At 68.2% G+C, this 14843-nt stretch carries 17 protein-coding genes; 16 read left to right on the top strand and 1 reads right to left on the bottom strand.

What is annotated here, in order from left to right; genetic code table 11:
- The first annotated feature begins 5 nt into the window (after positions 1 to 5).
- From glyA to ACIBX3_RS01270, 13 genes are all read left to right on the top strand, one after another.
- Positions 6 to 1271, top strand: a complete 1266-nt coding sequence (gene glyA / locus ACIBX3_RS01330; RefSeq protein ID WP_397111856.1) for a serine hydroxymethyltransferase — start codon at positions 6 to 8, stop codon at positions 1269 to 1271.
- A 57-nt stretch (positions 1272 to 1328) separates the two neighbouring features.
- Positions 1329 to 2615 carry a glycosyltransferase family 4 protein gene (locus tag ACIBX3_RS01325; protein WP_397111854.1) on the top strand — a complete coding sequence of 429 codons (1287 nt, stop codon included), beginning with the start codon at positions 1329 to 1331 and terminating at the stop codon, positions 2613 to 2615.
- Positions 2616 to 2746: 131 nt separating this feature from the next.
- On the top strand, positions 2747 to 3169 hold the full coding sequence (locus ACIBX3_RS01320; RefSeq protein ID WP_397111852.1) for a hypothetical protein: 423 nt from the start codon (positions 2747 to 2749) through the stop codon (positions 3167 to 3169).
- Positions 3170 to 3233: 64 nt separating this feature from the next.
- Complete coding sequence (locus ACIBX3_RS01315) at positions 3234 to 3449, top strand: AtpZ/AtpI family protein (RefSeq protein ID WP_397111851.1); 216 nt, start codon at positions 3234 to 3236, stop codon at positions 3447 to 3449.
- A 67-nt stretch (positions 3450 to 3516) separates the two neighbouring features.
- Positions 3517 to 4311, top strand: a complete 795-nt coding sequence (gene atpB / locus ACIBX3_RS01310) for a F0F1 ATP synthase subunit A (RefSeq protein WP_397111849.1) — start codon at positions 3517 to 3519, stop codon at positions 4309 to 4311.
- 71 nt (positions 4312 to 4382) lie between these two features.
- Positions 4383 to 4613 carry an ATP synthase F0 subunit C gene (atpE, locus tag ACIBX3_RS01305; protein WP_188190622.1) on the top strand — a complete coding sequence of 77 codons (231 nt, stop codon included), beginning with the start codon at positions 4383 to 4385 and terminating at the stop codon, positions 4611 to 4613.
- Between the two features lie 40 nt (positions 4614 to 4653).
- Positions 4654 to 5202, top strand: a complete 549-nt coding sequence (locus ACIBX3_RS01300) for a F0F1 ATP synthase subunit B (RefSeq protein ID WP_397111847.1) — start codon at positions 4654 to 4656, stop codon at positions 5200 to 5202.
- Complete coding sequence (locus ACIBX3_RS01295) at positions 5202 to 6011, top strand: F0F1 ATP synthase subunit delta (protein ID WP_397111846.1); 810 nt, start codon at positions 5202 to 5204, stop codon at positions 6009 to 6011. The genes ACIBX3_RS01300 and ACIBX3_RS01295 overlap by 1 nt, the downstream gene beginning before the upstream one ends.
- Positions 6012 to 6035: 24 nt before the next feature.
- The gene (atpA, locus tag ACIBX3_RS01290; protein ID WP_397111844.1) at positions 6036 to 7685 is read left to right on the top strand and encodes a F0F1 ATP synthase subunit alpha; all 1650 of its coding nucleotides are present in this window, start codon (positions 6036 to 6038) and stop codon (positions 7683 to 7685) included.
- A 3-nt stretch (positions 7686 to 7688) separates the two neighbouring features.
- The gene (locus tag ACIBX3_RS01285) at positions 7689 to 8591 is read left to right on the top strand and encodes a F0F1 ATP synthase subunit gamma (protein ID WP_397111842.1); all 903 of its coding nucleotides are present in this window, start codon (positions 7689 to 7691) and stop codon (positions 8589 to 8591) included.
- 1 nt (position 8592) lies between these two features.
- Positions 8593 to 10041, top strand: a complete 1449-nt coding sequence (atpD, locus tag ACIBX3_RS01280) for a F0F1 ATP synthase subunit beta (protein ID WP_397111841.1) — start codon at positions 8593 to 8595, stop codon at positions 10039 to 10041.
- Between the two features lie 65 nt (positions 10042 to 10106).
- Positions 10107 to 10508 carry a F0F1 ATP synthase subunit epsilon gene (locus tag ACIBX3_RS01275; protein ID WP_188190628.1) on the top strand — a complete coding sequence of 134 codons (402 nt, stop codon included), beginning with the start codon at positions 10107 to 10109 and terminating at the stop codon, positions 10506 to 10508.
- A gap of 24 nt (positions 10509 to 10532) precedes the next feature.
- Complete coding sequence (locus tag ACIBX3_RS01270) at positions 10533 to 10913, top strand: DUF2550 family protein (RefSeq protein ID WP_397111839.1); 381 nt, start codon at positions 10533 to 10535, stop codon at positions 10911 to 10913.
- A 21-nt stretch (positions 10914 to 10934) separates the two neighbouring features.
- Here ACIBX3_RS01270 and ACIBX3_RS01265 read toward each other — a convergent pair whose 3' ends face one another.
- Positions 10935 to 11525, bottom strand: a complete 591-nt coding sequence (locus ACIBX3_RS01265; protein WP_397111837.1) for a cob(I)yrinic acid a,c-diamide adenosyltransferase — start codon at positions 11523 to 11525, stop codon at positions 10935 to 10937.
- 130 nt (positions 11526 to 11655) lie between these two features.
- On the opposite strand from ACIBX3_RS01265, the gene ACIBX3_RS01260 reads away from it, so the two are divergent.
- The 3 genes from ACIBX3_RS01260 to ACIBX3_RS01250 are packed head-to-tail and all read left to right on the top strand — an operon-like array spanning position 11656 to position 14825.
- Positions 11656 to 12552 (top strand): ABC transporter ATP-binding protein, encoded by an 897-nt coding sequence (locus tag ACIBX3_RS01260; RefSeq protein ID WP_397111835.1) that lies wholly within the window; start codon positions 11656 to 11658, stop codon positions 12550 to 12552.
- Positions 12549 to 13658 carry an ABC transporter permease gene (locus ACIBX3_RS01255; protein ID WP_397111834.1) on the top strand — a complete coding sequence of 370 codons (1110 nt, stop codon included), beginning with the start codon at positions 12549 to 12551 and terminating at the stop codon, positions 13656 to 13658. The genes ACIBX3_RS01260 and ACIBX3_RS01255 overlap by 4 nt, the downstream gene beginning before the upstream one ends.
- Positions 13659 to 14825: a sensor histidine kinase gene (locus ACIBX3_RS01250; protein WP_397111832.1), complete on the top strand. Its 1167-nt coding sequence runs from the start codon at positions 13659 to 13661 to the stop codon at positions 14823 to 14825.
- Positions 14826 to 14843: the final 18 nt, after the last annotated feature.

The following is a 14843-nucleotide window of genomic DNA, read 5'->3' as shown; positions in this document are numbered from 1 at the left end:
GGGAAATGGGTACGCAGCCCTACTACGGTCCGGATTTCGGGGTGCTGCAGCGGCAGGATCCCGAGCTCGCGCAAGTGCTGCTCGACGAGCTCGACCGGGTGCGCGGCGGCATCCAGTTGATCGCGAGCGAGAACTTCACCTCGCCCGCCGTCCTGGCCGCCCTGGGCTCGACCCTCACCAACAAGTACGCCGAGGGTTACCCGGGCCGCCGCTACTACGGCGGCTGCGAGGTGGTCGACCGGGCGGAGCGGCTGGCCATCGAGCGGGCGAAGAGACTGTTCGGCGCCGAGCACGCCAACGTCCAGCCCCACTCCGGCGCCACCGCGAATCTGGCCGCCTACGCCGCGCTCCTGCAACCCGGCGACACGATGCTGGCCATGGCGCTGCCGCACGGCGGCCACCTCACCCATGGCTCCAAGGTGAATTTCTCGGGAAGATGGTTCGACGTCGTGTCGTACGGCGTGCGTCGCGACACCGAACTCATCGACTACGACGAGGTCAGGGATCTGGCGCTGCGGCACCAGCCGAAGCTCATCGTCTGCGGCGCGACGGCGTACCCGAGGCTGATCGACTTCTCGGCCTTCCGCGGCATCGCCGACGAGGTGGGGGCGTGGCTGCTGGCCGACGTGGCGCATCCGATCGGGTTGATGGCGGGCGGCGCGATCCCGTCGGCGGTGCCGTACGCGGACGTGGTGACGTTCACCACTCACAAGGCGCTGCGCGGGCCGCGCGGCGGGGCCATCCTGTGCACCGGGGAACTGGCGAAGAAGATCGACAGGGCGGTGTTCCCGTTCATCCAGGGCGGGCCGCTGATGCACGTGGTGGCGGCCAAGGCGGTGGCGTTCGGCGAGGCGCTGCGGCCGGAGTTCGCCGACTACGCCAAGCGGGTGATCGTGAACGCGCAGGCGCTCGCCGAGGCGCTGGCCGGAGAGGGGATGCGGGCGGTGTCCGGCGGCACGGACACGCATCTGGCGTTGATCGACCTGCGTGACGTGGGGGTGTCGGGGGCCGAGGCCGAGCGGCGGTGCGCTGCGGCGGGGATCACGCTGAACCGCAACGTGATCCCGTACGATCCGGAGCCGGCGTCGGTGACGTCGGGGATCCGCGTGGGCACGCCGTGCGTGACCACGCAGGGGATGGGCCCCGAGGAGCTGAAAGAGGTGGGGACGCTGGTGACCCGGGCGGTGCGCCATCCGGGCGGCGCGGCCGAGGTCAGGGAAAGAGTTGCGGCACTCCTCGCCATCCATCGGCCATATCTGAACGAATATTAAGCTGGTCTGTGTCGTTTTCCGGTCACAGTGGGCCGGAGCATCCGGGAAACTAGGTCCGTGCGCGAATACCTGTTCATGGCGCTCATCTCGGCAGCGGTGACCTACCTGCTGGTTCCGTTGGTGCGCCGCTTCGCCATCCGCATCGGAGCCATGCCGGAGGTTCGCGAGCGTGACGTGCACACCACCCCGACGCCCAGGCTGGGGGGCCTGGCGATGTACGGCGGGCTGGTCGTGGGACTGCTGGCGGCCAACAGCCTCCCCCACTCGGGCGAAGCGCTGACCGACACCGGCGTCCAGCCGGTCCTGGCGTTGATCGTGGCCGGCGGGCTCATCACGGTCACCGGGTTCCTCGACGACTGGTGGGGCATGGACGCCTTCATCAAGCTCGCGGGTCAGATCGCCGCGGCCGGGGTGCTGGTGGCCTACGGGATGCGGCTGACCTCGATCCCGCTTCCCGAGGCCTGGGGCGGCTCCACCAGCCTCGACTACACGCTCAGCACGATCATCACCATCATGGTCGTGGTCGTGACCATCAACGCGGTCAACTTCGTCGACGGACTCGACGGGCTCGCCGCCGGGGTCGTGTGCATCGCGGGCATGGCGACGTGGGCCTACTCGATCATCATTTCCCAGGACATCAGCGGCAGCAACATCACCGCCACGGCCGCCATCGCGGCGGTCCTCATCGGCGCGTGCCTGGGCTTCCTGCCGCACAATTTCCACCCGGCGAAGATCTTCATGGGCGACACGGGCGCCATGCTGATCGGGCTGGTGCTCGCCTCCTCGATCGTCACCGTGACGCCGGTCGACACGTCGGCCATCGTGGACACCAACAAGTTCCCCGTGGTGCTGCCGATGCTCCTGCCGCTCGCGGTGCTGGTGCTGCCGCTGGTCGACCTGATCACCGCCGTGGTGCGGCGCACCTCTCGCGGCCTGTCGCCGTTCGCGCCCGACCGCGGCCACCTGCACCACCGGCTCATGGACATCGGTCACTCGCACCGCCGGTCCGTGCTGATCATGTACGCGTGGGCGTTCCTGTTCGCCTTCGGCATCGTGGGCCTGGCCTATCTCGGTGTGCCGGTGCTGCTGTTCCCGCTGGTCATCGCTCTCGCCCTGGCCGTGCTCGTGCTGATGGCCCTGCCGCGCTGGCGGGGCAGGGGCGGTGCGCACGCCTCGCCGCGCGGGAGGGAGCCCGACGACGACGGCCCGCCTACCGGTCCCATGCCGCCGATCCCGCCGGACCACGAATTCGGACGGCGGATGCCACCGGCGGACGGCTCGTCATCCGAACGCGCGTCAGCCGAGGGAAATCCGGTCATTCCGGCATTTCCGAGTCGTCCGTGATCGCGAACTAGAAACGGCAGGTAAAAGCGGTCTTCCATGAGCTTGTGATATCTTTCACGAGCAGGGACCCCCAGACGTACTTGCTCGGGGGGTAGCAAACGCTCGCTTGATAACATGCTGATGGAGCACCGATGCAGGCCAACGACGTGCGCGTACTCAAGAGCGCCGCGATTCCGACCCTTGTGGCCGGAGTGGTCGCCGTGGTGGTGTCGCTCCTTATGGCCGGCGGCAAGGGAGCGCTGGGCGCGGCGCTCGGCACCTTGCTGGTCGGGGTTTTCTTCAGTATCAGCGTGGTAGCGGTGTCCTATGCCGCACGGGTGTCTCCCCAGATGATGGCGATCGCGGCGATGGTCAGCTATCTCGTCAAGGTCGTCGCCATCATGGTCGTGCTGTCCGCCTTCCGCGACACCACGGCCTGGAACACCATGGCCTTCGCCTGGTCCGTCGTGATCTGCACGCTCGTGTGGACCGGCTTCGAAGTCCGCGCCTTCATGAAGACCAAGTTGCTTTACGTCGACCCCGAAGCCAAGGTCCCCGGAAAGGGCGACTCATGAGGCTGGCGCTGGACGGGGCCCGATATGACTAGTCCTCTACTCGCCTGCTATCGTCAGGGCCGCGATGAGCGCAAAGGAACGCCGACCGGAAGAAGACGGTCGCGACTTCGCCGACGCCATGTGGTCGGTCCCCAGCTATCTACTCGCGGGGATGGCCTTCTACGGCGGTCTCGGGTGGTTGCTGGACCGCTGGTTGGACATGTCCGCGTTCTTCCCCATAGGCGTCGTCCTCGGGGTTGTGCTCGGCGGCTACCTGGTCTATCGGAAGTTCGGTCGCTAGTCCGACACAGCGATCGCTTCGTTGAGGAAACCCTTGTGATCTACTACGACGTTGAAGGGAACGCCGCGTGAGTGCGCTGACGGTCCTCGCTCCACCCGACCAGTTCGGGGCGCCTACGCCTGACGAGCTGTTCAACCTGCCGCCCATCATTCCGGGGGTTGACTGGTTCACCAAGCCGGTCCTGCTCGCGCTGCTCAGCGCGGTCGTCGTGATCGGCCTTTGCTGGGCCGCCTTCGGCAACCCCAAGGTCGTGCCGAGGGGAATACAGAACGTCGTCGAATACGGCTACATGTTCGTCCGCGACCAGGTCGCCCGGCCCTTCCTGGGCAAGGACGCCGACCGGTGGATGGGCTTGCTGGTAACGCTCTTCTTCATGGTCCTCGTCTGGAACCTCATGGGCGTCATCCCCGTGCTGCAGTTCCCGGTGGCCTCGCACATCGCGTTCCCCGCCGTGCTCGCGATCTCGATCTACGTGCTCAAGGTCTACCTCGGCATGAAGCACCAGGGCGCGGTCGGCTACTTCAAGAACATGATGTTCCCGCCGGGCCTGCCGAAGCCGATCTACGTGCTGCTGTCGCCGATCGAGTTCCTGTCGAACCTGATCATCGCGCCGTTCACGCACGCGGTCCGACTGTTCGCCAACATGTTCGCCGGCCACATGCTGCTGGCGTTCTTCAGCATGGTCGGCTACTGGTTCCTCTTCGAACAGCTCTCGCCGCTGGGGGCCCCCGTGGGTGTCATCGGCGTGGTCATGACGATCATCCTCACTGGCTTCGAGATGTTCATCCAGTTCCTGCAGGCCTTCCTGTTCGCGATGCTGGCCGCGATGTACATCGGCGGCTCGCTGCACGCAGAGCACTGAGATCCACATACCGGAATATCCATGACCGGTGACACCCGAGTCGCCGGCCGTCCAGTAAAGGAATAACAGTAATGAGCGTTCTCGCTGAGGTCTCCGGCAACGTCACCGCCATCGGTTACGGTCTCGCCGCCATCGGCCCCGGCATCGGCGTCGGCATCATCTTCGGCCAGGGCGTGCAGGCCATCGCCCGCCAGCCGGAGGCGTACGGCCTGATTCGCCAGAACATGCTCCTCGGCTTCGTTCTCACCGAGGCCCTCGCCCTGATCGGTCTGGTCGCGCCGTTCATTTTCGCGGGCATCTGATAGACCGCCCTTCTGACGAAAGGCTGCACTCATGACGCACATGGCAGCTACGCTTCTCGCCGCGCCGGAGGAGCACGCCAGTCCGCTCATCCCGCACGATTACGAGCTCGTCGTCGGTATCTTCGCGTTCGCCGTCGTCTTCTTCGTCGTGGGCAGGATCCTCGTCCCGCGTATTCAGAAGACGCTGGCCGAGCGGACCGACGCGATCGAGGGCGGTATCAAGAGGGCGGAAGAGGCCCAGGCCCAGGCTCAGGACCTGCAGCGGCAGTTCCAGGCCAAGCTCGAAGAGGGCCGTCGTGAGGCGGCCCGGCTGCGCGAGGAGGCCCGCGAGCAGGCCGCGCAGATCAAGGCCGAGCTCCGCGAGGAGGCCCAGGCCGAGGCCCGCCGCCTCGTCGAGGCCGCGCACGCGCAGATCGAGGCCGACCGCCAGGCGGCGTTCGCCCAGCTCCGCACGGAGATCGGCCGCCTGTCGACCGAACTGGCCGGCCGCATCGTCGGCGAGTCCCTCGAGGACGAGGCCCGCCAGAGCCGCATCGTGGACCGGTTCCTCGACGAGCTGGAGACCAGCGACGCGCAGGCGGTGCGCTGATGCGCGGTTTGAGCAGGACGTCGCTGGCCGAGGTCGAGGAGCAGTTCAACGCGGTCGCCGGCAGCGCCGACCTCGGAACGCTCTCCGACGAGCTGTTCGCGGTCGCGGATCTGCTCGACCGCGAGCACGGCCTGCGCCGGGCCCTGTCCGACCAGGCCAGGCCCGCCGAGCAGAAGGCACGCACCGCGCGTGCGCTGCTCGAGGGCAAGGTCAGTGAGGCGGCGGTCGCCACCACCGAGGCCGCGGTCTCGGCGCGCTGGTCGCGCGCCGGCGACCTGGCCGACGTGCTCGAGCGGCTCGGCGTGGTCGCCGCGGCCGCGGAGGCGGAAGGTCAGGCCAGGCTCGACGACGTGGAGGACGAGCTCTTCCGCTTCGGCCGCATCGTCGCGGGCAACCCCGACCTGCGCCGCGCGCTCACCGACGCGAACGCGCCAGAGGCGGGAAAGCGGCAGCTGCTGCTCGACCTGCTCGGCGACAAGGTCGCGCCGACCAGCCTGCGCCTGATCACGCAGCTGGTGGCACACCCGCGAGGGCGTAGCCTGGATACGGGCCTGGAAGAGGTCGGCCAGCTCGTGGCCCAGCAGCGCCAGCGCCTCGTGGCGGTGGTTCGCAGCGCCGTCGAGCTGTCCGAGGAGCAGAAGCGGCGCCTGACGGCGTGGCTGAGCACCTCCTACGGCCGTGACGTGCACCTGAACGTCGAGGTGGACAAGCGAGTGCTCGGTGGGTTCTCGGTCCGCATCGGCGACGAGATCATCGACACCACCATTGTGGGACGAATCGAAGAAGTCCGCCGCCGGTTGGCCGGCTAGGGCGAATAGGGAGACAGAGTAGAGATGGCGGAGCTTACGATCCGGCCGGACGAGATCCGGGACGCGCTTGAGCGCTTCGTCCAGGCGTACGAACCGGAAGGCGCCGCGCGCGAGGAGATCGGGACCGTCGTCGACGCCGGCGACGGCATTGCCCATGTCTCCGGCCTTCCCTCGGCGATGGCGAACGAGCTGCTCGAGTTCGAGAACGGCACGCGCGGCCTGGCGCTCAACCTCGACACCCGCGAGATCGGTGTCGTTATCCTGGGCGAGTTCAGCGGCATCGAGGAGGGCCAGACGGTCCGCAGGACGGGCGAGGTCCTGTCCGTGCCCGTCGGCGACAACTTCCTCGGCCGCGTGGTCGACCCCCTCGGCAACCCGCTCGACGGCAAGGGCGCCATCGAGTCCGAGGGCACGCGTGCCCTCGAACTTCAGGCCCCCTCGGTCGTTCAGCGGCAGCCGGTGAAGCAGCCGCTGCAGACCGGCATCAAGGCGATCGACGCCATGACGCCGATCGGCCGCGGCCAGCGCCAGCTGATCATCGGTGACCGTGGCACCGGCAAGACCGCGATCGCCGTGGACACCATCCTCAACCAGCGCGAGGCCTGGGCCTCAGGCGACCCCGAGGCGCAGGTCCGCTGCGTCTACGTCGCCATCGGCCAGAAGGGCTCCACGATCGCGCAGGTCAAGGCCCGCCTGGAGGAGGCAGGCGCGATGGAATACACCACCATCGTCGCCGCCCCCGCCTCCGACCCGGCCGGCTACAAATACCTCGCCCCCTACACCGGCTCGGCCATCGGCCAGCACTGGATGTACCAGGGCAAGCACGTCCTCATCATCTTCGACGACCTGACCAAGCAGGCCGACGCCTACCGCGCCGTGTCCCTGCTGCTGCGTCGCCCCCCGGGCCGTGAGGCCTTCCCCGGCGACGTGTTCTACCTCCACTCCCGCCTGCTGGAGCGCTGCGCCAAGCTGTCGGACGACATGGGCGGCGGCTCGATGACGGGCCTGCCGGTCATCGAGACCAAGGGCAACGACGTGTCGGCGTTCATCCCGACCAACGTCATCTCCATCACCGACGGCCAGTGCTTCCTGGAGACCGACCTGTTCAACGCCGGCGTCCGCCCGGCGATCAACGTCGGTATCTCTGTCTCCCGAGTCGGCGGTTCGGCGCAGGTCAAGGCCATGCGGAAGGTCGCGGGCACGCTGAAGCTGTCACTGTCGCAGTATCGCGACCTGGAGGCGTTCGCCGCGTTCGCCTCCGACCTCGACGCGGCCTCCCGCGCTCAGCTGGACCGCGGCCAGCGTCTGGTGGAGCTGCTCAAGCAGCCGCAGTACTCACCGTTCCCGGTCGAGAAGCAGGTCGTGTCGGTGTGGTCCGGCACCACCGGTGAGCTCGACGAGGTGCCGGTCGAGGACGTCCGCCGGTTCGAGGGGGAGTTCCTCGACTACCTGCAGTCCTCGCACAAGGGCATCCTCGACGGCATCCGGGAGACCAGGGAGCTGACCGACGACGCGGTGACCGCTCTCAAGGACGCCATCACGGAGTTCAAGAAGGGCTTCACCACCTCCTCGGGCGAGCTGCTGGTCAAGGACGAGCCCGTGGCGCCGCTCGGCGCCGACGAGGTCGGCCAGGAGAAGATCAAGAAGGTCGTCCGTCCGGCGACGGAGAAGTAGGACATGGGTGCCCAGCTAAGGCTGCTGCGGCGGCGGATCAACTCGGTCAAGTCGACCGCGAAGATCACGCGCGCCCAGGAGCTCATCGCCTCTTCACGGATCGTGAAGGCGCAGCAGCGGATGCAGGCGGCGCTGCCGTACGAGCGTGAGATCACTCGCGCCGTCACCGGCGTCGTCAGCAACGCGGCCAGCGTCGACCATCCGCTGACCGTGGCGAAGGAGAACCCCGCCAGCGCGGGCGTCCTCATCGTCACCAGCGACAGCGGGTTCTGCGGCGGCTTCAACGCCAACGTGCTGCGCGAGGCCGAGGCCCTGCGCGGGCTGCTGGAGAGCCGCGGGCTGACCGTGGTGCCGTTCGTCACCGGGCGCAAGGGTGTCACCTGGCACACCTTCCGCCAGCGGGAGATGGGCGGCAGCTGGGTCGGGTTCTCGCGGAAGCCTGCCTACGCCGACGCCAAGGAGATCGCGACCACGCTGATCGACTCCTTCAAGGACGACAACGGGATCGACGAGATCCACATCGTCTCGACCGAGTTCGTCTCGATGCTCACGCAGAACGTCGTGGTCAAGCGGGTTCTGCCGCTGGAGGTCGAGGAGACCGAGGCGACGGAGTCCACGGTGATCCCGCCGTACTTCGAGTTCGAGCCGACCGCGGGTGACGTGCTGGAGTCGCTGCTGCCGCGCTACGTGGAGTCCCGCATCTTCACGGCGCTGCTGCAGTCGGCGGCCTCGGAGGAGGCCGCGCGGCGGCGCGCGATGAAGTCCGCGACCGACAACGCCAACGAGCTGATGCGGGTGCTGACCCAGCAGATGAACCAGGCTCGCCAGGCCGAGATCACCCAGGAAATCAGCGAGATCGTCGGTGGGGCCAACGCGCTCGCTGACGCCGCAGCCGGGAAAGAGTGAAATGACTGCAGAGGCTGTTGAAACTGTAGAGACGCCCGCGGCCGGCACCGGCCGCGTGGCACGCGTCACCGGCGCCGTCGTCGACGTGGAGTTCCCCGTCGAGGCGATGCCCGAGATGTACAACGCGCTCAAGGTCGAGGTGACCCTCGGCGGCGAGACCAAGACGCTGACGCTCGAGGTCGCCCAGCACCTGGGTGACAACCTCGTCCGCGCCATCTCCATGCAGCCCACCGACGGCCTGGTCCGCGGCCAGGCCGTGGTCGACACGGGCTACCCGATCCGGGTGCCGGTCGGCGACGTCGTCAAGGGCCACGTGTGGAACGCGCTGGGCGAGACGCTCGACGTGCCGACCTCGTCGCTCAAGATCGAGGAGCGGTGGGGCATCCACCGGCCGTCCCCGCCCTTCGACCAGCTCGAGTCCCGCACCGAGCTGCTGGTCACCGGCATCAAGGTCATCGACCTGCTCACCCCGTACGTGCAGGGTGGGAAGATCGGCCTGTTCGGCGGCGCCGGCGTGGGCAAGACCGTTCTCATCCAGGAGATGATCCGCCGGGTCGCCCGCAACTTCGGTGGCACCTCGTGCTTCGCCGGCGTGGGCGAGCGCACCCGTGAGGGCAACGACCTGTGGCTGGAGATGGAGGAGGCGGACGTCCTCAAGGACACCGCGCTCGTCTTCGGCCAGATGGACGAGCCTCCGGGCACCCGTCTTCGGGTCGCCCTGTCGGCGCTGACGATGGCGGAATACTTCCGCGACGTGCAGAAGCAGGACGTGCTGCTCTTCATCGACAACATCTTCCGCTTCACGCAGGCCGGTTCCGAGGTCTCCACGCTGCTCGGCCGCATGCCGTCCGCCGTGGGTTACCAGCCCACGCTGGCCGACGAGATGGGTGTGCTCCAGGAGCGCATCACCTCGACGCGCGGTCACTCGATCACCTCCATGCAGGCGATCTACGTGCCCGCGGACGACATCACCGACCCGGCCCCGCACAACGCGTTCGCGCACCTCGACGCGCAGACCGTTCTGTCGCGGCCGATCTCGGAGAAGGGCATCTACCCCGCGGTGGACCCGCTCGACTCCTCCTCCCGGATCCTCGACCCGCAGATCGTGGGCGAGGAGCACTACCGGGTGGCCCAGGAGACCAAGCGGATCCTGCAGAAGTACCGCGAGCTCCAGGACATCATCGCGATCCTCGGTATCGACGAGCTCTCCGAGGAGGACAAGGTCACCGTCCAGCGGGCCCGCCGCATCGAGCGCTTCCTGTCGCACCCGATGTACGCGGCCGAGGCCTTCACCGGCCAGCCGGGCGAGACCGTGCCGCTGGACGAGACCATCGCCTCCTTCAAGGGCCTCTGCGCGGGTGAGTACGACCACCTGCCCGAGCAGGCGTTCTTCATGGTCGGTGGCATCGACCAGGCCATCGCGAAGGCCAAGGAACTCGAGCGTCGGTAATCGCCCCATGGTGATGGTGCGGTCCACGAACCGCACCATCACCTGATCGGAAAGGACCTACACAAGTGGCGAAGCTACGCGTAGGGGTTGTCTCACCCGAGCGTGAGATCTGGTCGGGCGAGGCCGACATGGTGATTGCCAAGACCGTGGACGGCGAGATCGGTATTATGCCGCAACACGCACCTGTTCTCGGCGTCCTCGTCGAGGGCGGCGTGCTGCGCGTGAAGCGGGAGGGCGAGGGCGATCTCGTGGCGGCGGTTCACGGTGGATTCATCTCGGTGGCCGACAATGAGGTGTCCGTGCTCGCCGAGGTGGCCGAGCTCGGTTCCGAGGTCGACATCGCGGCTGCCCGCGACGCTCTCGACCGGGCCCAGGCCTCGATCGAGGCCAACCAGGAAGACGCCGACGCGGCGATCGAGGCCAAGCGTGCCAGGGCCCGGCTGCGCGCGGCTGGCGAAGAGGTATAACAGAAACACGTTTCAGGGGGCGGCATGGTAGCGACGGTATTGACATTCCTGGTGCTGCTGGCCGCCCTCATGGTGTTGCGCGTGGTCATGCTGGTCCGCTCGCGCGGCAGCGTCCCCTGTCGGCTGCGCGTGGGGGACCGCGGCTGGCAGAGCGGGGTGGCCCGCTACGCCGACGGGGAACTCCACTGGATTCCGCTCATGGGCGTCCGACTGAGGCCGCGCCACGCGATCGCGAGGCGCGGCCTCGTCGTTTCCGCCCGTCGTGAGATCGGCGACGAGCTCTACGCGGTGGATTGCGGCGGCAGCACGCGTGACATGTCCCTGGCGATGAGCGCGGACGCGCTGACGGGCTTCCTGGCCTGGCTGGAGTCCGCCCCGCCGAGCGCCTACCTGGACGTCGCCTGACAGCCCTGATAGCGACGACCCTTAGCGGGTGCCGCCGGGCTTCCACAGGATCTCGTCGCCCGCGTGGGCCACGCGGCAGGCGATGAACAGCAGGTCGGACAGGCGGTTGAGGTATTTCGCGGTCAGTACGTTCATGTCGTCGTGGGAGTGCAGTGCCGCCCAGGTCGAGCGCTCGGCCCTGCGGACGGTGACCCGCGCCACGTGCAGTGCCGCGGTGGCCGGATCGCCGCCGGGCAGGATGAAGCTGCGTAGCGGCTTGAGCCCTTCGTTGAAGCGGTCGCACTGCTCTTCCAGCCAGTCGATGTACGACGGCTCGACCCGCAGCGGCGGGAACTCGGGGTTCTCCACGACTGGCGTGGCCAGGTCCGCTCCCACGTCGAAAAGCTCGTTCTGGACGCGGCCCAGGACCGCCGCGAGATCGGCGGGAAACGTACGGTAGGAGAGGGCGACGCCGAGATGGGCGTTGGCCTCCTCCACGTCGGCGTAGGCGGCCAGCCGGGGGTCGGTCTTCGAGGCGCGGCTCATGTCGCTCAGCGCGGTGGTGCCGTCGTCTCCGGTGCGTGTGTAGATGTGGGAGAGGACGACCGGCTTGTCCTTGTCGGCGCGCGTCATGGGCTCAGCCTACTCATGACAAATGTCATTCGGATCGGACGCGGGATCCACATCAGGGTGGTGATTTCCACGACTACCAGGGCGAACAGCGTGAAAGCCACCATTGACCCATGATGAAGGAGAGGATCTGATGCTCGAGATCAGCGAGCTGCACAAACGCTTCGCGGGCGGCCCCGACGCTCCCGGCGGCAAGGTCGCCCTGGACGGGATCAGCTTCGTCGTACGGCCGGGGGAGATGTTCGGGTTCGTCGGCGCGAACGGCGCGGGCAAGACGACGACGATGCGCATCATCATGGGCGTGTTACAGGCGGACTCCGGCGCGGTGACCTGGCAGGGCAAGCCGCTGGGCTACGACGATCGCCGCCGCTTCGGCTACATGCCGGAGGAGCGTGGTCTCTACCAGAAGATGCGGGTCGCCGAGCAGATCGAGTATTTCGGACGCCTGCACGGCCTGAGCGCGACGGCCGCCAAGAAGGCCACCGAGGACCTGATGGAGCGGCTGGGGGTGGCCGAGCGCAGGAACGACGCGGTGCAGACGCTCTCGCTGGGCAACCAGCAGCGTGTGCAGCTGGCGGTGGCCCTGGTGCACGACCCCGAGGTGCTGGTGCTGGACGAGCCGTTCTCGGGGCTCGACCCGATCGCGGTGGACGCGCTGGCCACGGCGCTGCAGGAGCGGTGCAGGGGTGGCGTTCCGGTGATCTTCTCCAGCCACCAGCTGGAGCTGGTCGAGCGGCTGTGCGACTCGGTCGGCATCGTCTCCGCCGGCCGGATGGTGGCCACTGGCACGGTGGCCGGCTTGCGCGCGGCCGAAGGTGACACGTTGCGCGTGGTCGTCCGCGACCCAGCCCCCGGCTGGGCCGATGGGCTGCCGGGCACGGTCACCGTACGCGGCGATCAGCACATCCTGCGTACGACCGAGGGCGACGGCCAGGAGATCCTGCGCCGCGCCGTCAAGGCAGGCCACGTCGAGCACTTCGGCGTCGAGCAGTCGACCCTCACCGAGATCTTCAAGGAGGCCGTGGCGTGAACGGGTTGATGCTGGTCGCCCGCAGGGAGATCGTGACGCAGATCCGCACGAAGGCGTTCGTCATCGGCCTGGCAATCACGGCCGTGCTGGTGGCGGCGATCTCCTTCGCGCCCAAGGTGTTCGGCGGCCCGGAAACCTACACTCTCGGCACCGTCAACTCCCAGCAGTTGCCGCTGCAGGCGGCCGCGCCGGAGGCGAAGTTCGAGTGGCGCTCCTTCCCCGGCGAAGCCGCGGCCAAGCAGGCCGTCCTCGACGGGGACGTGGACGCGGTGCTGGTCAACGGCACGAAGGTGCTCACCGACGGCGAGATCGACGACCAACTCGGCGTGCTGATGCAGAGCGTCAACCGGGAGGTGCGGCTCGGTGCCGCGGGCGTGTCGATCCCGCCGCTGCAGATGGCGTCCGTGGGCGCGGACACGCGTTACGAGTCCGCCCGCACCGGAATCGCCGTGGTACTCGTCGTCGTGCTCTTCATGATGCTCATGGGCCAGGTCATGATGGTCGCCATGGGCGTGGTGGAGGAGAAGGGCAGCAGGATCGTGGAGATCCTGCTCTCCACGCTGCGGCCGTGGCAGCTGCTCGGCGGCAAGATCATCGGATTGGGCGCGCTCGGCCTGATCAACCTGGTCACGATCCTGGTCGTCGGCCTCGGCGCGGCGATGGCCTCCGGGGTCGCCGCCGACTTCCCGCCCGGCATCGCGGGGCTGGTGGCCGCGGTGGTGATCTGGTTCGTGCTCGGGTACGCCTTCTTCGCCACCCTGTCGGCCGCCTTCGCCTCGCTGGTCTCGCGCCAGGAGGAGGTGAACTCCGTGATGACGCCGCTGACCATGCTCATCATGGCCACCTACTTCGTCGCCTTCTACGCCACCAGCGATCCCACGGGCACGTTCGCCACGGTCGTGTCGTACGTGCCGCCGTTCTCCTCGATGATCATGCCGGTGCGGATGGCCGCGACCGAGGTGCCGCTGTGGCAGGTTGGGGCCTCCATGGCCGGCATGGTGGTGGCGGTGGTGGCGGTGCTGGCCTTCAGCGCCAAGGTCTACGAGAGGGCCGTGCTGCGGACGGGCGCCCGGCTGAAGCTCGGCGAAGTGCTGCGCGCGAAGTAGATGGACGAGATCGGGCGGGCGCGCCGCCACACCTGGGTGGCACTGGCCTTGTCGCTCGTCATGACGTGGGTCTTCGTCGCCGTCGTCAGCATGATCGAGTTTCGCGAGGGCAGGCTCGAATGGTGGCGCTTCGTGCCGGCGCTGATCGCGATGGTGGGCTTCACGTGGCTCTGCGCGCGCCTGATCAACCCCATGTTGGACCGCCACTACCCCACCAGGCAGGTGGTGGCGGCGGCGGTTCTCGCGGTGGTCGGGGCCGGTGCGGGCGGGGCCGAGCCGTTCGGCTGGGGGTTCGCGCTCGTGGCCTGGCTCTCCATCGCCACGCTGTGGATCTCCAGACGCATGATGCTGGTGCTGGCCTTCGGGACGTTCGCCGCCGGCATGGCCCTCGGCATGCTCTCCGTGGCGACGGGAGCGGGCATCATGACCATCGACATGGGGACCGCCGAGGCGCTGGTGCTCTACGCCCTGACCTACGGGGTCACGTGCGCGGCCGTGCCGCCGTCCAACCGGATGATGGTCTGGATCCTGACACTGGCCGTGCAGGCGCACGAGGGCCGTGAGGCGCACACGCGGCTGGCGCTGGCCGAGGAACGGCTGCGCTTCGCGAGGGACATACACGACCTCGTGGGGCACCAGCTGTCCGCCATCGCGGTCAAGACCGCGCTGGCCGTGCGCCTGTCGGACGTCGACCCGGCGGCGGCCAAGGCCGAGATGTCCGAGATCAACGCGCTCACCAGGAAGGCGCTGCGCGAGGTGCGTGAGGCCGTGCGCGGCTACCGCGAGCTTGACTTGGCCGCGGAGCTGAATAGCGTGAAAGGAGTGCTCGAAGCGGCCGGCGTCCGCTGCGAGGTGCACCTGCCCTACCGCGACCTGCCTGACGGGGTGGCCCCCGTCTTGGCCTACGCGGTCCGCGAGGCGGTCACCAACGTGCTCAAGCACAGCGTCGCGACGTTCTGTGACATCACCATCCGCTTCACCGAGCAGGAGGCCGAGCTGAGCGTCCGCAACGACGGGGTGGCCCGGCGGCAGGCGGAAGACCTGGGAAGCGGCCTGGCCGGCATGGGGGAGCGGGTGGCCGCCGTCGGGGGCAAGCTGGTCGCGCACCCGACGGACGATGGGGAGTTCCTGCTCACGGCTGTCGTGTCATTGCCGCTGCGTGGGTAGGAGTGTTGTGCAGGGGGT

Origin of the sequence: Nonomuraea sp. NPDC049480, assembly GCF_044465905.1 — a bacterium.
Classification (GTDB): domain Bacteria; phylum Actinomycetota; class Actinomycetes; order Streptosporangiales; family Streptosporangiaceae; genus Nonomuraea.
The sequence above is the reverse complement of the archived record's forward strand: the minus strand, read 5'-3'. Positions and strand labels throughout refer to the sequence as shown.

Coding starts and splice junctions, on each gene's coding strand:
- glyA (WP_397111856.1), top strand. CDS start 6: ATGGGTACGCAGCCCTACTACGGTCCGGATTTCGGGGTGCTGCAGCGG.
- ACIBX3_RS01320 (WP_397111852.1), top strand. CDS start 2,747: ATGCAGGCCAACGACGTGCGCGTACTCAAGAGCGCCGCGATTCCGACC.
- ACIBX3_RS01315 (WP_397111851.1), top strand. CDS start 3,234: ATGAGCGCAAAGGAACGCCGACCGGAAGAAGACGGTCGCGACTTCGCC.
- atpE (WP_188190622.1), top strand. CDS start 4,383: ATGAGCGTTCTCGCTGAGGTCTCCGGCAACGTCACCGCCATCGGTTAC.
- ACIBX3_RS01300 (WP_397111847.1), top strand. CDS start 4,654: ATGGCAGCTACGCTTCTCGCCGCGCCGGAGGAGCACGCCAGTCCGCTC.
- ACIBX3_RS01295 (WP_397111846.1), top strand. CDS start 5,202: ATGCGCGGTTTGAGCAGGACGTCGCTGGCCGAGGTCGAGGAGCAGTTC.
- atpA (WP_397111844.1), top strand. CDS start 6,036: ATGGCGGAGCTTACGATCCGGCCGGACGAGATCCGGGACGCGCTTGAG.
- ACIBX3_RS01285 (WP_397111842.1), top strand. CDS start 7,689: ATGGGTGCCCAGCTAAGGCTGCTGCGGCGGCGGATCAACTCGGTCAAG.
- atpD (WP_397111841.1), top strand. CDS start 8,593: ATGACTGCAGAGGCTGTTGAAACTGTAGAGACGCCCGCGGCCGGCACC.
- ACIBX3_RS01270 (WP_397111839.1), top strand. CDS start 10,533: ATGGTAGCGACGGTATTGACATTCCTGGTGCTGCTGGCCGCCCTCATG.
- ACIBX3_RS01265 (WP_397111837.1), bottom strand. CDS start 11,525: ATGACGCGCGCCGACAAGGACAAGCCGGTCGTCCTCTCCCACATCTAC.
- ACIBX3_RS01260 (WP_397111835.1), top strand. CDS start 11,656: ATGCTCGAGATCAGCGAGCTGCACAAACGCTTCGCGGGCGGCCCCGAC.
- ACIBX3_RS01250 (WP_397111832.1), top strand. CDS start 13,659: ATGGACGAGATCGGGCGGGCGCGCCGCCACACCTGGGTGGCACTGGCC.